Source organism: uncultured Sulfitobacter sp., from assembly GCF_947500075.1.
Taxonomy (GTDB): Bacteria; Pseudomonadota; Alphaproteobacteria; order Rhodobacterales; family Rhodobacteraceae; genus Sulfitobacter.
The window spans coordinates 1-16,888 of the sequence record NZ_CANMQS010000001.1 but is presented as its reverse complement, the minus strand read 5'-3'; the positions used below and the strand labels follow the sequence as shown (position 1 = coordinate 16,888).

13 protein-coding genes are annotated in these 16,888 nt (G+C 49.6%); 9 read left to right on the top strand and 4 right to left on the bottom strand.

Features of this window, described 5'->3' with window-relative positions:
- Positions 1 to 180 precede the first annotated feature (180 nt).
- The gene (locus tag Q1A91_RS00065) at positions 181 to 510 is read left to right on the top strand and encodes a DUF2322 family protein (protein WP_299871027.1); all 330 of its coding nucleotides are present in this window, start codon (positions 181 to 183) and stop codon (positions 508 to 510) included.
- Between the two features lie 21 nt (positions 511 to 531).
- On the opposite strand, the gene Q1A91_RS00060 is transcribed toward Q1A91_RS00065, so the two are convergent.
- A complete protein-coding gene (locus Q1A91_RS00060; RefSeq protein WP_299871025.1) occupies positions 532 to 1,227 on the bottom strand; it encodes a response regulator transcription factor in 696 nt (231 codons plus the stop codon).
- Here Q1A91_RS00060 and Q1A91_RS00055 point away from each other — a divergent pair.
- The 5 genes from Q1A91_RS00055 to Q1A91_RS00035 all read left to right on the top strand — a co-directional run bounded on the left by Q1A91_RS00055 (position 1,193) and on the right by Q1A91_RS00035 (position 7,804).
- The gene (locus Q1A91_RS00055) at positions 1,193 to 2,764 is read left to right on the top strand and encodes an MASE1 domain-containing protein (RefSeq protein WP_299871023.1); all 1,572 of its coding nucleotides are present in this window, start codon (positions 1,193 to 1,195) and stop codon (positions 2,762 to 2,764) included. The two genes, Q1A91_RS00060 and Q1A91_RS00055, sit on opposite strands and share 35 nt — an antisense overlap.
- Positions 2,765 to 2,995: 231 nt before the next feature.
- Positions 2,996 to 3,487: a hypothetical protein gene (locus tag Q1A91_RS00050; protein WP_299871020.1), complete on the top strand. Its 492-nt coding sequence runs from the start codon at positions 2,996 to 2,998 to the stop codon at positions 3,485 to 3,487.
- Between the two features lie 2 nt (positions 3,488 to 3,489).
- Complete coding sequence (locus Q1A91_RS00045) at positions 3,490 to 4,542, top strand: hypothetical protein (protein WP_299871018.1); 1,053 nt, start codon at positions 3,490 to 3,492, stop codon at positions 4,540 to 4,542.
- Entirely contained in the window at positions 4,523 to 6,043 is a 1,521-nt protein-coding gene (locus tag Q1A91_RS00040) for a hypothetical protein (RefSeq protein ID WP_299871016.1), read from the top strand. Before Q1A91_RS00045 ends, Q1A91_RS00040 begins: the two co-directional genes overlap by 20 nt.
- Positions 6,044 to 6,046: 3 nt before the next feature.
- On the top strand, positions 6,047 to 7,804 hold the full coding sequence (locus Q1A91_RS00035) for a hypothetical protein (RefSeq protein ID WP_299871014.1): 1,758 nt from the start codon (positions 6,047 to 6,049) through the stop codon (positions 7,802 to 7,804).
- On the opposite strand, the gene Q1A91_RS00030 is transcribed toward Q1A91_RS00035, so the two are convergent.
- Together Q1A91_RS00030 and Q1A91_RS00025 are read right to left on the bottom strand one after the other, a co-directional pair.
- Entirely contained in the window at positions 7,761 to 8,891 is a 1,131-nt protein-coding gene (locus tag Q1A91_RS00030) for a glycosyltransferase (RefSeq protein ID WP_299871013.1), read from the bottom strand. The genes Q1A91_RS00035 and Q1A91_RS00030 overlap by 44 nt on opposite strands.
- Positions 8,892 to 9,564: 673 nt before the next feature.
- A complete protein-coding gene (locus Q1A91_RS00025) occupies positions 9,565 to 10,134 on the bottom strand; it encodes a site-specific integrase (protein WP_299871012.1) in 570 nt (189 codons plus the stop codon).
- A 391-nt stretch (positions 10,135 to 10,525) separates the two neighbouring features.
- On the opposite strand from Q1A91_RS00025, the gene Q1A91_RS00020 reads away from it, so the two are divergent.
- Positions 10,526 to 11,533, top strand: a complete 1,008-nt coding sequence (locus Q1A91_RS00020) for a Gfo/Idh/MocA family oxidoreductase (RefSeq protein WP_299871000.1) — start codon at positions 10,526 to 10,528, stop codon at positions 11,531 to 11,533.
- A complete protein-coding gene (locus tag Q1A91_RS00015) occupies positions 11,526 to 15,383 on the top strand; it encodes an HD domain-containing protein (protein WP_299870997.1) in 3,858 nt (1,285 codons plus the stop codon). Before Q1A91_RS00020 ends, Q1A91_RS00015 begins: the two co-directional genes overlap by 8 nt.
- A 448-nt stretch (positions 15,384 to 15,831) precedes the next feature.
- Here the strand turns inward: Q1A91_RS00015 and Q1A91_RS00010 are convergent, their stop codons facing one another.
- Positions 15,832 to 16,530, bottom strand: coding sequence for a hypothetical protein (locus Q1A91_RS00010; RefSeq protein ID WP_299870994.1), 699 nt, complete (start codon positions 16,528 to 16,530; stop codon positions 15,832 to 15,834).
- A gap of 97 nt (positions 16,531 to 16,627) precedes the next feature.
- Between Q1A91_RS00010 and Q1A91_RS00005 the strand changes: the two genes are divergently transcribed.
- Positions 16,628 to 16,888 (top strand): hypothetical protein (locus Q1A91_RS00005; RefSeq protein ID WP_299870990.1); only part of this gene is annotated, 261 nt, incomplete at its 3' end.

The window sequence follows — 16,888 nt, the reverse complement described above, 5'->3', positions numbered from 1 at the left end:
AGTAGGTTTGAGCCAGACCAAATTTCGCGGTTGCCGCGAATGGCGGCAATGCCGGCTGCGACTGCAGCACTCGCAAATTATGGCCAATGGCCGGACAGAGCCGTACCCTATTCTTCGCACCTTGGTGCGTGACGCCGATCCTGTTAAGAGCGTTCGCAGATACCTGAATAGGAAACAAAGATGATCACGCCAACAGCTTCATTCAAAGACAACTTGCAACTGCTGGCGTCTGTTGATGGAATTAGCCATATCGACCTCAAGGATGCTGCTGGAGCGACTGTAGACACCATTGAGAACAAGCCTGGGAAACAGGGTTCACTGGTCGTTTATCAATATCTTGCAGAAATCTTCGGCAGCATTGACGCAAAGGCTGCAGCACATGGGTTGGAAGTTTTTGCGGAGCATACGGTTGATGCAAAGAACCGACCTGGAGCGCACCCCAATATTGATCGTCTGTTGGATGTCATTGATACGGGCAAGTCGTTGGATGTTGAGGTTGTACGAGCCTAAACCTGTGACGTTAGGTTGGGGTTAGCGGTTTTCGTGAAAGGCCAGAGCAAACTTGGTTCTGCTCTCGGCACCAGCTTTACGAAGGATGTTTCGTACATGATTGCGCACTGTTTTGGGTTCTAACCCCAAGCCGAGTGCAATCTCCTTGTCCGACAACCCCTGTGCCAACTGTTTTGCCACGCGCTGCTCTGCCTCACTGAACAGGTCCCAACGGTCATCGCTGGATTTGAGCTCAGCCAGCACGTCGGATGGTACAAATTGTCCACCTGCCGCCATCATGCGCAACGCGTGGAGCAGCGGTTCATCAGACATTGATTTTGGGAGCCAACCGACAGCACCCGCAGCAATGGCGGCCTTTACCAATTGGGGATCTGTTCTGCCCGAAATGATACCCACAGTCTGTTCTGGGTGATCTTTGTGGATCAGGCCCATGCCTTTGATCCCATTGGTTCCTGGCATGTCGTAATCCAGCAGCACCAGATCGAATGGCTTGCCTTCAGCCACTGTCTCGAGAGCAGCCTTTGCAGAACCCACTGACACCGTGTGGATCGACGGGTCCAGCTGCTTCAACAGGTAGACCATCGCTGATCCAATCATAAGATGATCATCGGCAATGAGCAGGCGTTTCATCAGTAAATTTCTCTTATTGATTGTGAGGAGCAGTTTCACGCAGAAATCGGATATGGAAAAGAAGTTTGATTTGGTGATCAGAGACATGCTGCGATTTGCAGCAATCGTTCTGTTGTGGCTCGCGGCATATGTTTCTGCTGGTGTTTTTGACTTCTTTGAAACCTACGCGAGTCTTTGGTTCTTGCCTGCAGGCGTCACGTTGGCTGTCGCATTGACGGCTCCTCGAAAGTTCCTCTTGGCCCCGTTGGTGGCAAACCTGCTGCTGGCGATCCCAGCTATTTGCGGAGTGCTTGGCGTTGAGTTCACCAACTATAGGGATCCGATCTTGCACGGGTTTCGCCTCTACGTGATTTACACTGGAGCGGGTTTGGTCGCACGTCACTTGATTGGGGTGAGCTTACCGATCCGTGACTTGAAGAACCAACTTCATTTAATTGCGATTGCTTTGGCTGCAGCACTATTGGGGGCTCTTAGCGGGGTGTCGCTTCATGCTGCTGTGGGCAACTTCCCGTGGCCCGTTGCCTGGGAAATACTGCTACCATGGGCCGTAGGCGATGCCATTGGGACGTTGATCCCACTGCCAATACTGGTTCCGTTCCTGCTGTGGTTCTTTGGCCGTGGAGTACAGGCAGTTCTACCCGAGTGGCGCGTCATAGCGTTTCAGTTGGTGACGATCCTGTTGGCGATGTTCATTGCGTTTTGGGCTCCATCCAAAGGCACCTATTTGGACTCGCTGTTCTATCTGATCTTGCTGCCACCTGTGATTTTTGCAGTACGAGGCGGTCTCCCATCTGCCGCAACGGCAATTGTGTTAACTGCGCTGTTAACGCCTCCTGCCGCCAACTGGTTTGGATTTGAGGGGGAGCGTATCTCCCTGCAAGTGCTTTTGCTGCTGACGGCGATCTCAACCTTGATGATTGGCGGGGCTGTTTCAGATCGTGAAGTTGCTTTTGATGCCATCAAACAGCATGAAGCTGACCTTGAAGAAGAAGTCGCCAACCAAACCAAAGACCTGCGCGATGCCTTTGAGTTCCAGCAGCATCTGATACGCTCGATAGGCCATGATCTGCGCCAACCCATGCATACTGTGAACATGATGTTGGATGGGCTGGTGATCGAACACAAAGACACCCCAGCGGGTGCACCACTGGAGCAGGCTCGTGCTATTGGACAAACCGCATCTGGATTTATCGACAAGGTGCTCGCTTACGCGAAGCGAGAGGCAGGCCGGATTGACATCATTTGCGAAGAGTTCGCGCTTCAGCGTGTGTTCGACCAAGTGCTGCAGACCTTTGAGCCGGAAGCCAATCAGCGTGGCGTTATTTTGAACGTGATACCCACCAACCACCAAATGACATCTGATGCTAATTTGGTTTGGGAAGCCGTTTCCAACTTGGTTCAAAATGCCGTCCGCATGAGCGAAGATGGATTGAGTGTAACGGTTCGAGCGGAAGTTGATGAAACCCGCATCGCGGTTCATGTGGTTGATGAAATCAATTGTGTTGAAGATCCAAATGGTCAGGCGGGCTTTGGGCTAGAGATCGTGCGCCAGATTGCACGGATGCTAGACGCGAAGTTCACTTTGAAGCCGAATTTGGCAGCCATTGAATTTGCATCGGCCTAAAAATCCAACTTACTGCCCATGCTGCCAAGTCGGTTCGGGGCACAACTAGGCTTATGAAATCATTGACTGAATGCGCGGGAAAACTTGATCAAATCAAGTTTTTTGCTTTCCGCCGCCATCATAGCATCCAATTTGGGCAATTTTTGCAACCCTTTGGGTCAGATGTGCACAACATCAAACAGATCAACTCTGACAGGTTCACCCCACAAACAATTTTCTGTGGAGGAACTTATGCCCAAAGGGTTTTGGACAACCGCCTATATCGCTGCTGTGGTAGCGATCAATTGGCTTTTTGTGGTGGTGCCGATGGTGCCGATACTGGGCACGATGTTCCCGCCCGTGATGCTTGTCGTTGGCTTTGTTTTTGTGTTCCGGGACTTCGCGCAACGGGAGATTGGACACTGGGTGGTCATCGCAATGCTGGCAGCAGGTGGCATCAGCTACTTTATGTCGGCACCTGTCGTTGCGTTGGCTAGTGTCACAGCTTTCCTAATTTCCGAAGCTATCGATTGGGCGGTCTATACGTTCACACGTAAGCCACTGTCCCAACGAATTTTGTTTTCGTCCGCCGTGGCTGTGCCCGTTGATACTGTTGTCTTCCTCCACATGGTTGGCTTCTTCGACTGGACTGCTGTTGTCCTAATCAGTGCTGCCAAAATGCTTGGCGCGGTGTTGTTCTGGTCCTTTCTGCGAAATCGCCCAAACGCTGAAATGGCGGTGTAATCATGCCGACACTTTGGCTCTTTGACATCGAACCACACGAACAACGCTACACATCAGAGTGGCAGAAGCACCTACCCCCACAGCTGCGCAAGGCAATGTCGGCTTCCGCTAGCTCATGGGATCTCCAGATCATTTCAGGTATCCAAACCACTGGAAATACGACACCAGGTGCCTTCCTGAACTTTGCGGAAAGCACCACCTATAAGGCCGCGCAGATTGCTAAGTTCTCAGCTATTGTTCAGGCTGGCGGTGTCACTGATGGTGATCGTTTATTGTTCACTGACGCATGGCACCTAGGTGTTATCCAATGCCGTTACATGGCTGATTTGCTCGACATTGACTTGAGTATCGATGTGATGTGGCACGCTGGATCATATGATCCTTGGGACATATTGGCTCGCAAGATCACCGACCAAACTTGGAGCCGTGCATTTGAGGTCGCTGTCTATTGTGCAGCTGATCGCAACTACTTCGCCACGTCTTTTCACCGCGATATGTTCCTAGATGCAGTTGGTGCGGCAGAGCCCCAAAAGGCACAAATCGTTGGATGGCCAATGGAATATCTGGGTTCATTTTTCCAAGGGCGCCGCGAAGGCACGACTAAGGACACCATCCTGTTCCCGCACCGTATTTCACCAGAAAAGCAGCCAGAGATCATGCAGCTGCTGGAGCCGATGTTGCCAGAATATCGGGTGTGTTTCGCGCAGGAGAAATCGCTGACAAAGCAGCAGTATCATGAAGAACTTGCGCGATCAGTTGCGGTGTTTTCGGCGAACCAACAGGAAACGTTGGGCATCGGTGTCTATGAAGGCTTGCTGAACGGCGCGGTTCCGATTGTACCGCATCGCCTTTCATACCCTGAGGTTTATCCAACTCTAGGGTACCCGTCTGATTGGACCACTTCACTAGCGGCTGCAGGGGCCAACGCTGCCAATTTGATCGATTTCATCCACAGGCAGATTTCGGATTACACAGCTCATTCACTTGCGGGACGTGCGCAATGGGCATCCAAATTTTTCAATGGGAGTGAGCTGTATGCCAGCGTCCTACGATAAGAAGTTACCAGCTGCTGCTTTGAAAGACGCATCTGAACCCCCTTACTTTGGGGTTTTGAGTAATGAAGAACGGTCAAGTCAAGAAGACCCAGCGTTTGATCAAGACGTTGAGAATCTGGTTCCAAGATTGCAAAGTGAACAGCTGAACCTGAACCAAGGGCGGGACTATTCAGAAGCCAAAGCTTTTGCCAATGCCGCTGTTTATTTGCCCGCACTCAGCAGCACATACGTTGATGCCTTGCCCGGCTTAAGGCTTCCTCATCACTTTCGTTTTACACCCGAGGATTTGAAGTTCACCAACCCCAGCTCAAAGCTCTGCTTTTACCCCTGGGTGCTCTACAGCGCAGGTCAAGCCGCGAAGACAGCAAAGTTGGCGAAACAGCGAAATTGGCTAACAGGCGGCAATCATGATCCGCGTGTCACGTTGATCGGTGATAGTGGCGGCTTTCAAATCCAGCAAGGCACGATCAATTTCAACGGCATGCCAACCGTGGAACGTATGCTGCGGTGGCTTGAAGATGTCGCTACGCATTCAATGGTTATGGATTTTCCTCTAGCCACAATCGCTTCTGGTGGCGTGGACATTCATGTTCAACGACTGATCTCAGAAGGCATTGAAATGGAGAAACTCTCCAAACAACTGGGATTTGACACCGGTTTTCTTGCCTGTCTGTTTCAGACGACTCGGAACAATCGATACTATTGGAAGAACCGAGTTCCACGAAAAACCAAAGTCCTGAACATAATCCAAGGTCGCAACGAAAGGGAAAGCAAATTCTGGTTTCAGCGGATGCAACAGTTCCGATTTGATGGCTGGACCTTTGCAGGAAAGCATCATTCTGAGCTGGCGATGACGTGCCGACGGCTCATTGAAATGCGCGATCTGGGGTATTTGCGGCAAGGCCAGTGGCTACATTTTCTGGGCGTGTCCACCCTGCGGGTAGGTGTGGGTTTGAGCATGCTGCAACGTGCTCTGCGTAAGCATACGGGAGCAAGTGACATTCAGCTGTCCTTTGACTCAGGCAGCCCCGTTGATACGATGAAAAACGGGTATCATGCTGTTACCGGTGTTGATCTTGATCCAAACTCGTGGCGCTTTCGGGATGCCAAAACACACTTGGACAACCAAGTCGGGGACATGCGGCCCATTAGCCAGCTGGTTGAGAAACAGAGCCGTGGGAGGATGTTCAAGCAAACCCTCACGACGTTGAGCGCACATCTTACCATCGATGATTTTTCTAAGAAGACCTTCGCGGGTTTCACAAAAGAACAATCACACAAGCTCCAACAGGTTCTGCTGATCCACCACAATACCCAGGCATATTTTGAAGGGTTCCGGCATGCTTACCGGACACTCGCTGATCACAACAGCTTAGAGCGCCCTAAGGAACTCGTGAGCCTTCCGGCACTTCTGGACGGTGTATTCACCTCCGAAACCCCAATGCAATTCATTCAAGATGCCGAGCGAGAGCTGAACGCTCTGGCGTTGGCAAAGGTATAAGTCATGACAGAAAACGCACTTGTCGTCGTTGGATCAAACTCCAGCAAGAAACTTGCTGAGTTCGAACCTGAACTTGAGGTAATCCAAAAGCTATCAGCCAAAGCTGAAAAAGCTCTCAAAGGTCACCATACCCGCGTCCATCAAGCTTTGGTGGCCACCTATAAACTGTGCCTTGAGCTGCAAGAGTTGGAGATGCTCACGCTGTTCATTGGTCGGAAGGTCAAGTCGATCAGTGCGAAGCAAAAGACCAATGATTTCCATGAGCTGGTTGGCATCGCGTTCCCCACTACTCGCGACGACAGCAAATCTCAGTACCGGAAGATTCTAAAGTATGCACAAGAAGAGGACTGGAGCGTTCAGCAGTTTCGCCAGGCTTTTTTAAGCGGGGAGACACTCAAAACTCTGTATGCTCGCGCACTAGAATCCGAAAAGACCTCTGGCGATTCCCGGACCGAAGTTGATGCGTCAGAAAAGTTTGAGCAGGCCAAACAAGTATTGGACGCGCAATCCCTGGGTTCCGTAACAGGCCTTCAAAGGAACGCTATGAAACCGCACACAGTTCACGGCTATGCCCATGCTGTTGTTCGGCAAACGACCAATGGGGCTGAAATTGTTGGCTTCCTTCCAACTGGGCCTCAAGCCACATTTAAACGTGCGTTGATCAGCTTGGTTCCTTCCATCACGGATCGCACAGAACGGCGTTTGACAAAAAAGCGGCTCTATGCATTTTTTGTTATCTGCGATGTTTTCAAACGCATTCAGCCTGACCGAGAGAACGTGATTGCTCAACTTGAAGCAATGAGTGCCATGCGATCCACGCTGGAAGTAACAGGCAACGAAAGCAAAGACGAAGTGGTCCAGGTTCTAAGGGATCGACAACAAGGCCAGGCAAAAGCCAAGAAGGGCTCCAAGGTTACTATCAAAAACATCGAAAAGGCAAAGCAGGTTCTCTGGCTCACCAAGCAAGATGGAAATGCGGCGACAATCGTGGAAAACGGGACCGTGCTGCCCTCAATGATTGGGCTGGAAGCACAAATTCCATGGGAGACGTTCCGGCAGAAAGCGCGGATTTTGCGCATGGCAGCAGATGACGTCCGTAACTTCGCATCTGATTTTTTGCGCCAACTTGAATGGGAGGACGAGCACACATCACAGTTATCACACCTTACGTGTTCCGACGGCGGCACACTGAAATATGCCTTTCCCAGTGTAGCCCCCGGCAGGGAAGGATTTCGCTTGCTTAAAACTGGTGCGGAGCCTGAGTATGAATTCAGTTTGACGAAAGGCGTCCTGAACGAGCTGCAAGGTTGGCGCGAAACGTTCAAAAAGTCATTGCCGCGCAACTCAAATCGACGGTTCCCGACACTGCTCAATGTCACCGAGGAAAACGAGTATCTGTACGTTCATTTCCCTGACAACCCCAGTGAAAAACAGAAGCTTGGAAAGATCAGTTGGACGCAGCAAAGCACAATGCCACTTGGGTCGGACTGGCTTGTGCATACCCGGCAGTTAGAAAGCGTGATCAGCCTCGGCTTCGACTACGGTATGACTTTTGAAGGCAAACTTCTCTCCATGGCGGGCGCGCCCTTTGGGATCGAGCTGAACTGCGAGCTACCAACCGGCCCTTGCAAAATGACCTTACCTTTGGTTGTGGGCCTCGCTGGTGGGTTCGTCGAAAACACGGACATGTTCGTGCCTCCAGCGGCGCTGCCAGCGCCTAGCCAGGACGATGATCAGCATCCAGATACTGTTCCCAAATAGCAAAAGTCTGCTGCTCCCGGTGCGCGACATAGTTGGGAGCAGCTTGCAAAGGACGTTCATATAGTTTCAGCAGCTCATTGTGAGCATCACGAATTGGCGTGATGTGGACGCCGTCATCGATGAAGGCTTGCCACCAATCATACTCGTGGACCAGCAACGTTGGCAGGCCAGCTGCCAGCGTTTCCATCGCTGAAAACCCGTAGGATTCCAGCTTTGCGGGATGAAATGCAATCCGAGCGGATCGAATGAAATCGGCCTTTTCCTGACCAGTGATCTCGGATCGGATATTATGATCGGTAACGCCGTACTTTCTGAAGGTTGCTTCAAACTTCTTTTCACCAGATGCCCGTGTAAGCACTTTGGCTGACAGTCCAGCTTGGGCGACCTTTTGAGCAAACACCGCCGGCTGCTTGCGCGGTTCATGCCTGCCGATAAACAGGACACCACTTCGTTCGCCTTCGTATGGCTGCAGCAGTTGTGTATCAGGGATTGGCATCGGCAGCACGACGGGCGCGGCAGAAAATTCCAAATGATGCATCCGCTCAACGTTGTAATCGCTTTGTGTTGCCGTAATGACGCCAGCCGTTCCAATGATCCTATACAGCATTTCCATATAACTTGGGCCGAATTTGCTACTCTTCGGGATTGGGTTCAGCACTAGGTTTTCGTGGTGGGTGTAAAAGGTGGCCGGGATTTTACCATGCAGCCCCATTTCCAACACTGCCAATGCGGCTTCAGGAGTGTTGATCAAAAGATGTGTGGGAGGCTCGACTTCCAGTGCCAGGCGCAGCGCACTCTTGAAGTTCTGCACGCGCAAATGATTGGGTACTTCCTTGGCATATTGGCTTTTGTCAGGGTTATGGCCCGTATGGCTGACCGGCTGACTTGGCATGATGAAACCACCAAGTTGTTGAGCGGCCTCTTTCATTGCGTTTGCTGAGGCATATGGCTGGTTATCCATGATCACAGTGACGCGCCAACCAAAGTGGCTCGCCATCCGCTGGAAGCCTCGAAAAAATGAACCGATCCCGCCAGTTGGAACGAAGTGTTGGTTCGAGATGAGAAAATAGATGTGATGCTGTGTCATGCAGAAAGCGTAGCAACACAAATGCTCGTCGAAACAATATTTGCTTGGAGGCACGCCAATCTTCGCCGGGGTCTTGATCTTGGAGGGCGTAAGACTCGAGCTCAAGGAAAACTTGATTAAATCAAGTTTTCCTCGCAGGCCGACGTCGCAAATATTTTATTAAAACAGTCACATGAATAATGACTGAATTTTGGAAAGGCGTCAGATTCAAGACAATTGAACAAGGAGAAATTTCAATGCGAGAAGTAGATTTAACAGGCTTTGGCCAAAGCCAATTCTTCACAACCTATCGGTTAAGACGCTTTCAAAATTGGCTGGGAATAGAAGGCGACTGGGTCTTTGCGTGGCTGGCCGGGCAGTCATCAAACCACACTGGTTTCAAGTTTGGTGGAAACTTGTATTTCGAATGTTGTGGCGAACCCCCTAAGGACATTCGACGTCCCCGGCACTGGGTGAGACGTTGGCACATGCATTGGTATGACAGATGCGCTGGTTCTGTACCTAGAAACACAAAGTACATTGGCAACCTGCATGTAGATTGGAACATGATTGGCCAACCCAATCTGGAGAACATCGAGTTCTGTTTCCACAGGCACTCAAAGGCTCAAATCCGTGAAGCCTTGAAACGGGGCTTTGTCGCGGTACGCCTCAAACACGGTCGGTCCAGCTGAAGTCATAGCACTTCCACCGCGCTGCGCTTTTGCTCATCCGACACATCAATGTAGCGTTGCGTGGTGGTCAGTTGTTTGTGTCCGGCAAGCTCCATGATCACTTTGGGCGAAATGCCAGCATGAGCCATGCGCGTGATGAACCAACGCCGCCCACTATGCGAGGACGCATCATCAATCCCAGCTGCATCAAACACACGGGTAAAAGCTTGGACCATGCTGTTTGGGGTGAAGGGGCCACCCTTTTGGGACTCGATCACTGGACGCTCCAGTTTCTTCAACCGATCCAGCTGTGCCCAATAGGTTGTGAGCTCCCGTTGCAGCTTAGCGTTCAGATGCACCTGCCGCGCTTCCTTGGCCTTGGTGTTCTCCGCCTTGAGGTAGAACATCGCTTTGGGCTTGTGGTCACGATCCAGCACATCTGCCCATTTGAGCGAGGCGATCTCGCCCACGCGCATCCCAGCGTAGTGGGACAGCATGAGCATCAACCTGTTGCGCTTGCCGTTCTGCATGGTGACGCACAGGGCCAGTACACGCTTGAGCTCTGCATCTGTAAGCACCTTTGCCTGTTTCATCCATCTACCTCAAATCCGCTGCAACATAACGTTTTTTGCCCAACGAGCTTGTTACGTTATGTTGCCACCTGACGGGGAGGACGACCGTTTTCTGGCGTTCAATGATCTCAGCTGGTTAGGGTAGGACAGCAGGAAATTTGAATTTAGTTATATTCTAAGCGGTGGACTCTGCCTCAAAGACCGTTACGCTCCCAAACATGTCCCCAATTTGGACAGCGAAAATTTCCCGCGCTAAGACGCTTTACCGCCATAAAGACTGAAGCGGAAGGCAAGTCTACGATGGATTCGGCTCCTTCAACGAATGTTGGCTTGGAAAAAAGACCTCAAACCACATCGGCTGTGCGGTAACTTTCTACTTGCCTGAACCCCAAGTTTAACTAGCGTAGCTCCCATGTATGAGAAAAACTTGAAGGCTTGCTGCGTCGGCGTGTCCGAACACATGATGGAACACCTAATTCCCAGTCTTATGCAGGTCGAAGGTATTGGTGTTCACGCAATTGCCAGCCGCGATTCCCAAAAAAGACTGGCGCTGGGAAATCGATACGGAGTAACTGCCTATGCATCTTGGAAAGAGGCTATTTTTGAAAGTGAGCCTGACGCAGTTTTTGTAGCTGGTCCACCTTTACTCAATTTTCAGGTCGTGAGGCACTGTATAGAAGCTCATGTCCCTGTTTTCTCTGAGAAACCATGCGCCTCAAGTACCGAAGAAGTATTGAGCTTGTTAGACGCCGCGCAAACTCAAGGGGCAATTGTACAAATTGGATATAACTTTCGCCGATCCACTGTATTCGAGAACTTAATGTCTCTTCAAGACGATCTGGGAAGAATCAGACATCTCGACGTAGAATTTAACTCCAACAAACCAACTAACCTCATATGGAACGCGGATAGTGTAGAGGAGTCGTTTCTTCTAGCTGTCGCCATCCACCCTATTGAGATGATTTCCGAAATATGTGGACCCAACTATCAAGCCGAGTGCGATTTTGTGAGTTTGGCAAATAAGCGGTTCAAGTATTATCTGAACGCCAAAAGTGAGTTTGGGTCTATGAGGGTCGCAGCTGGAAATAATTCGCAGGCGCTGGAGGTGAGCTTTCGTGCGGTGTATGCAAGTGGTGACGTGGCTGCTGCGGACCTAGGCCAACCGCATCGTATCAAGTTTTTGCCAGCACCCAACAGCAACATCGTAGACGGCGTAAAATCAAAAGAGAAAGCAATTGACCTAACAGTTCAGCGACGCTCTCTCTCCAGAGACCGATATGGACAGGGATACGAGGCGCAAACACATGACTTTGTCGCATTGGTCAGATTAGGCCTGCCAAACTATGAAGATCTGGTTTCCTCGCTCAAAGCACACAGCATAATTGACCTCGCCAAAGAAAGGCACTCTGCAAATGTATAGCGTCTATCAGCGTGAACCAATTCGCCCCTGTCCCGACCTCATGCACCTTGAAGACGTCAAGAAAGAAAACTGGCACACCATGGGGGAGAAGTTGGTTTCTTATGTCGCAACGAAGTTTGATGAGGCGCAGGTGGATTTTATTCAAACTTGCTTATCGAGCCGAACCGATATTCAAGTTCATGGGGTCTTTGAGGACCATGTTGGTGCTTGTCTGCGGACGCACGAGTTAAAGCAGGTTCCGTTTCCGAGCGGACCGTATCGGCTATCGAGGCATCACAAGAACAAGGAACGAAAGCAATTTAATGTAGAAAGACCCTTTTTTGTAAATACTCAGAACGATTCTGGTGGCCATATCGCAATACTAGTCACCTTTCCGTCGCAAGAGTATACTTCGCAATACGCTGAACTGCTCTACGCATTTATCAAACTTAATCTACAAATGATCATTGAAGGTCGTAGAGAGATTACTTTCCATCGCGGTCAAGAAACTGAGACGACAGTCGCCGCCGCATTCAACTTTTCGGTTGAGGAGGCAGCGCAAATATATGATCACTATATTGCAAACAATAGGTTGTGGCAGTTTCACTATCCTGAAGTCATGACGCAATTCTCAGACTGGTCTGGTCTAGACGAAGTATTACTTTCATCAGATGCAATTCACAGCAATGACATAGTTGTAATAGGCTATGTTGACCAAATCAAAGAAGCACTCAAGACCCAGCACGGGTTTTCCGACTTATCCGGCAACGATGATTTTATTCCGTTCGGTCCGAAGAATCTCTATGGAATCACAGTACTTCTTTCACGTAACGATAAGAAACGCATCGTTCTCCTGGGATTTCGCCACTCCTTCTGGGGCAGAACTGCGGCGAAGATCGCGCGCTCTTGCATTGAAATGGGTGCAAAGGAAATTGTTTATGTAGCCAAAGCTGGTACTCGTACTGGCCCTCATAACCCGGATGATGTAAGTAACAAGCATTACTTGAGCTTGATTGGTAAGCAATATCATATATGGGAAGGAGATGCGTCTAAACCCGAAGGGGAGGTGCGTACGATAAGTCTGCCTGAAGGTCAGAGTTCCTTGGCAAACCTATTTACCGAAGAGCAGTATTCAAAAAATAGATCGAATAATCACATCTCGGTTCCTACCGTGATTGGAGAAGATTTCAAGCAGTACCAGACATACGGGGCATACAACCCATCCACCATAGACAACGAAATCTCTTACATCGCAGAAGAGATCGCGGACTATCACAAGAAGACTGACAATTCCCATGTCTGCTTGACGTGCATACACTTTATAACCGATTTGGTTGTCTCCCGCCTCAACTTGGACGCCGCTGCTCATGAAGTCGGGCTGGATGGTGATCATCTGGATCTGTCGGCAAAGCAAGATTTTTGGGGGATTGCGGCGTCCAAGATTGCAATGCACGTCGGGATCAATGGGGCATCTCATGATCAATCACCTCTGAGTATCCCCGCACATGACCCAGAAAAGTTTGGCATTTTCAGGAAATATGGTCTGAGCACCGCGCAACAATCCACAACTGAGGCTGAGTTCGAAGTTGCTCAAAAAGTACTCCGACTAATGGAAATCGATGGTGGGGACGTATCTTACCTTGAATCCCTGGACGGCCTTGCAACTGGTGCAAATGTTTTGGTCTGTGGAGAGCCGGGGGTCGGTAAATCTGTGGTTGCCGAAAGCACCTATAACTATATTAATTTCGCCTATGAGCTAAATCGCGCGCCGTTTCCTCCTTACTACCTTGATCTGTTGAGTTACGAAAAAGAGGTCATTACCGAAGGGTCGAAGGTCGATGAGGTCGTATCGAGGCTTCTTTCCGAACTTGATGAGGAGCTCCAAAAAACCGGATCGAAAGTCATAATTTTCGACGGTCTTGATCCAATGTCGCCGTTTGCGGCTTCTTTCAAGAAGGCGATGGAAACTCAACGAGTATCTCCCGAACGGAAGCTCTGCACTTGCATATATTTTACAAGAATATACAGAAGTTCAATCAAGGAATTTGGAAATCGTGAGCGTGTTTTGGGTATGGATCTTGGCCCTATGACACGGTTCCAGATTGGTCCAGTTTCTGAAGAATCAGGTCGCGTTTCTCTACCCACAGAAAGGCTTTCAGAAGTTGCTCACTTAGTTGCAAGAAATGACATCTCTGATTTCCAAGAAGTGGCGTCAAGAATTCAAACATGGCCTGAGTTCTCCGCTAACCTCCGCCTGATGAACTTAGTTCACGATGAAGAAGTCAAAACACAAACCCGAGTCAGCTCAGCATCCGATTTTTTTTCAAGCTTTCTGTCGAATTATTTGAAAGACAATGCGAATGTCGCTGACATTGGTCCTCTGAAACGAAGGGCGTCTGAGAGGGGATACAAGTTTGTAGTTGAGGGGATTCCGTTTGCAGTGGAAGGCGCGGAAGACATTCTAATAAAACGCATTTCTACGCAAAGTACGGAGATGCTGTGCTATCTTGCAGCGGTACATTTGGACGGGCTCATTTTTGACGAGGTTTCTTATGATCTAGACCGCGTTTTCCCACATCTAATAAACAAGTATTCGAAAGATCTGCTTCAACGCCGAGACCAAGCACAGGCCTATGAAACGTTGCGTGACTTAATGGTAAGCGTCAACGCGAGCTTACGCCTCAAATCTTTCATAACCTATCTTTTAGGTCGTCTGAAGGGTGAGGAAACTATCCAGCGTTCAATAGATTTACTTTACAGAGTACAGCGCCAATATTCACTGTCCATAACACCAGAACAAGAGGAGCTCATTTTTGATCGTTCAATCAATATTAGCCTGATCTATCTGGGTGAGTCGGCGGTTGAATACATCAAGTCTCTTCTGTCTTCTGACATTCGGGATGAAGTCAATCGTGGATTTCATTTGGCCTACTACGGCGATATTGATTATTTTTCCGATACCGACATGCTATCTATCGATCGGTTCAACTCAGCATTTCCGCGCACGATGTCAAGCTTAATGTCGAATTTGTCGATGGAGGGGTCAAACGCTGACCTGGCGAACCTCAGTATTTATACGCTATTCTCTCTTGCTTTTTCTCGCCTTGAGGCATCCGAGGCAGTGCCCAGAGAGTTTCTAGCAGAACTATGCATATTTGCGTCAGAAAAAATACTTGTCAGAGAAGACCTATTTGAAGATGTACGCACATTCGTAGAGAACTGCGTGACTTATCTTTCTTCAGACACTAGCCCACATGTATTCGCTTTTTCGCAAGTTTCAAATCTGAAGAGAGTTCCAAGAGCAGGTTGGAACGACTTGGCAGCCGGTCGCAAAGTCGAGAGCGCTGAGACGGTTTTCAGCCATGTGGGAAGCCTAATATACCTTGCCGTGGCCTATCTCCCTGAAACACATGATGTTATCGAGCTTGCGCGAAGGGGCAGACTTCACAGCGATTATGAAGGCTACTCGAAAGAATCAATAATCCGCCTGTTAGCCGTACATGACCTTGGCGAGTACGGTACCGGAGATATCCCGAGCTTCAAAAAGACAGACGCTGATCGGCTAGCTGAGTTTAACTACGTCAGAAAAATTTCGCTTCTTTCACGTCTAAACCAAGGCGGTCGATTAGCCCCTTATTCAGCTTCTATCCAGGAGAGTTACGCAGAATTTTGTGATGCTCAATCAATTAACGCACGAATCGCAAACGACCTCGATAAGATTGAGTGTTTCTGCCAGCTACAAGTTTATCACTCTGTTGAATCTGACAATGAAATTGAAGACTATGAAGCGTTTGCCCAAGGTCTTCTTGATAGTGTGAAGACTAAGGTTGGACATGATATCTTAGACCATTTTGCGCGTGTTGCTCGGTGATTTTTTGCTAATAGGAATTGGCTTGCTAGTGTCTGGATGTGGCGATTAGGCAGACCATTGATTGCTATGTTTAAGAGGTACTTTCCATTCAGTTGAAATTGACGTTTTTGCTTCAAAGGTCCGCGTGTCCATGGTCAAAACCTAGCGCAGGCTTAGCAAAGTTGGAAATCGCCTCAACAATATCAGCGGCTTAACCCACCATGACGTACATTGAAAATTTGAGGAATTTGTCTCAAAAGTGTGTCATGTAAACCCAAGCACAACTTATCGTCGCACACGCGGATAACGTCCACTGCTCCACCGTTGTGCTAAATTTGCCAGCGTGCTCGGCGCACTAGCCGTTCTTTCCGGGGAAATATCTTCAAGAAACTTTCCTCACGAAATTTTCTCGAAGTTTTTCGCCAGCTCGCCATTTGATGCCGGATGCACTTAAATCCGTGAAAAGGGACTATGCTGCTTTGGAAGCACAGGCGTTTGCTTCGAAGACGGTCAAGAAACGTTTATCGACGAGTGGGTCCAAGCGTTTGATTTCGGAAGCAACCATGCTGCGCCACCTTTGGATTTCTAGGTCAGAGCCTGAGGGGTGTATGGCGTCTACCTGGGCCAACAGGCAACGCAGTGTATTGGCTTGTTCATGCCGTTTAGCAATCTCCAGAAGAGATGAAATGCGCGCAGCAGACTGTGTTTCCACTGCCTCTTGGCGCTGAGCATCGCATTCAACCTGGTTGGTCTGCTCATGTTTTAGCTGCGCAACTTGCCATGCATATCTGGCAGCTTGAGCATCACGCTCTTTGATCTCTGCCAGGACAACAATTTCGGTTATGATCTCGTGTAGCTTTGTCTCCAAGGCGGCGTCTTGGGCGTCTTTCCAGATTTTGGCGGGCTCTTTGGTTCCAACCTGCTTGCTCATGTTCAACATAAGCAATGATGGGGTTGTTTCGCTTCTTTGTTCGTCCCCTGACTCGCCACAAACCTCTAAGTCCAAGAACACGCTCTGGTGGTAAATTTGGACGATCGCCGACGTGGGTTTATCTAATTTGCGAATGACTACACCGCCAAAATCAGCAAGTGCGTTGGACAGAGTGTGCCAAATGCCCTTGATGCGGCTTGTAGGGATTTCCTGGTGCTTCGGAACGTGCTGGCTCATCCGAACAGCCGAAAAGACCTGAACGCGCAGGTCATCACTCGACATCTCGGATTTAGGTCGGGATAGATCTTGATCACTCCTTGGCCTACCGCTGCGGATGCAATTTGACATTCCTGGTGGGCGAGTTGGCAATGGGATTATTGATTTTGGTTTTCCGGCACGGACCTTTGACCAGTATCCGCGCGGTGGAGTTGGCACATGGTGTTCTTGGCATGCAGCGGCGATCAAGGTGGTTGATACACCGATGATCGGTGCCAACTCTGTCATGGGCTGGCTCCAAATGGCCTGCTGCCGGTTTCGTGGACACCGAGATAAGGTGTTTATGAAACTGGAGAATCTAAATGACGAGAAGAATGTT

Bases quoted from the DNA above. Each gene is read 5' to 3' on its own strand.
- Q1A91_RS00065 (WP_299871027.1), top strand. From the start codon at position 181: ATGATCACGCCAACAGCTTCATTCAAAGACAACTTGCAACTGCTGGCG.
- Q1A91_RS00055 (WP_299871023.1), top strand. From the start codon at position 1,193: ATGGAAAAGAAGTTTGATTTGGTGATCAGAGACATGCTGCGATTTGCA.
- Q1A91_RS00060 (WP_299871025.1), bottom strand. From the start codon at position 1,227: ATGTCTCTGATCACCAAATCAAACTTCTTTTCCATATCCGATTTCTGC.
- Q1A91_RS00050 (WP_299871020.1), top strand. From the start codon at position 2,996: ATGCCCAAAGGGTTTTGGACAACCGCCTATATCGCTGCTGTGGTAGCG.
- Q1A91_RS00045 (WP_299871018.1), top strand. From the start codon at position 3,490: ATGCCGACACTTTGGCTCTTTGACATCGAACCACACGAACAACGCTAC.
- Q1A91_RS00040 (WP_299871016.1), top strand. From the start codon at position 4,523: ATGCCAGCGTCCTACGATAAGAAGTTACCAGCTGCTGCTTTGAAAGAC.
- Q1A91_RS00035 (WP_299871014.1), top strand. From the start codon at position 6,047: ATGACAGAAAACGCACTTGTCGTCGTTGGATCAAACTCCAGCAAGAAA.
- Q1A91_RS00030 (WP_299871013.1), bottom strand. From the start codon at position 8,891: ATGACACAGCATCACATCTATTTTCTCATCTCGAACCAACACTTCGTT.
- Q1A91_RS00025 (WP_299871012.1), bottom strand. From the start codon at position 10,134: ATGAAACAGGCAAAGGTGCTTACAGATGCAGAGCTCAAGCGTGTACTG.
- Q1A91_RS00020 (WP_299871000.1), top strand. From the start codon at position 10,526: ATGTATGAGAAAAACTTGAAGGCTTGCTGCGTCGGCGTGTCCGAACAC.
- Q1A91_RS00015 (WP_299870997.1), top strand. From the start codon at position 11,526: ATGTATAGCGTCTATCAGCGTGAACCAATTCGCCCCTGTCCCGACCTC.
- Q1A91_RS00010 (WP_299870994.1), bottom strand. From the start codon at position 16,530: ATGAGCCAGCACGTTCCGAAGCACCAGGAAATCCCTACAAGCCGCATC.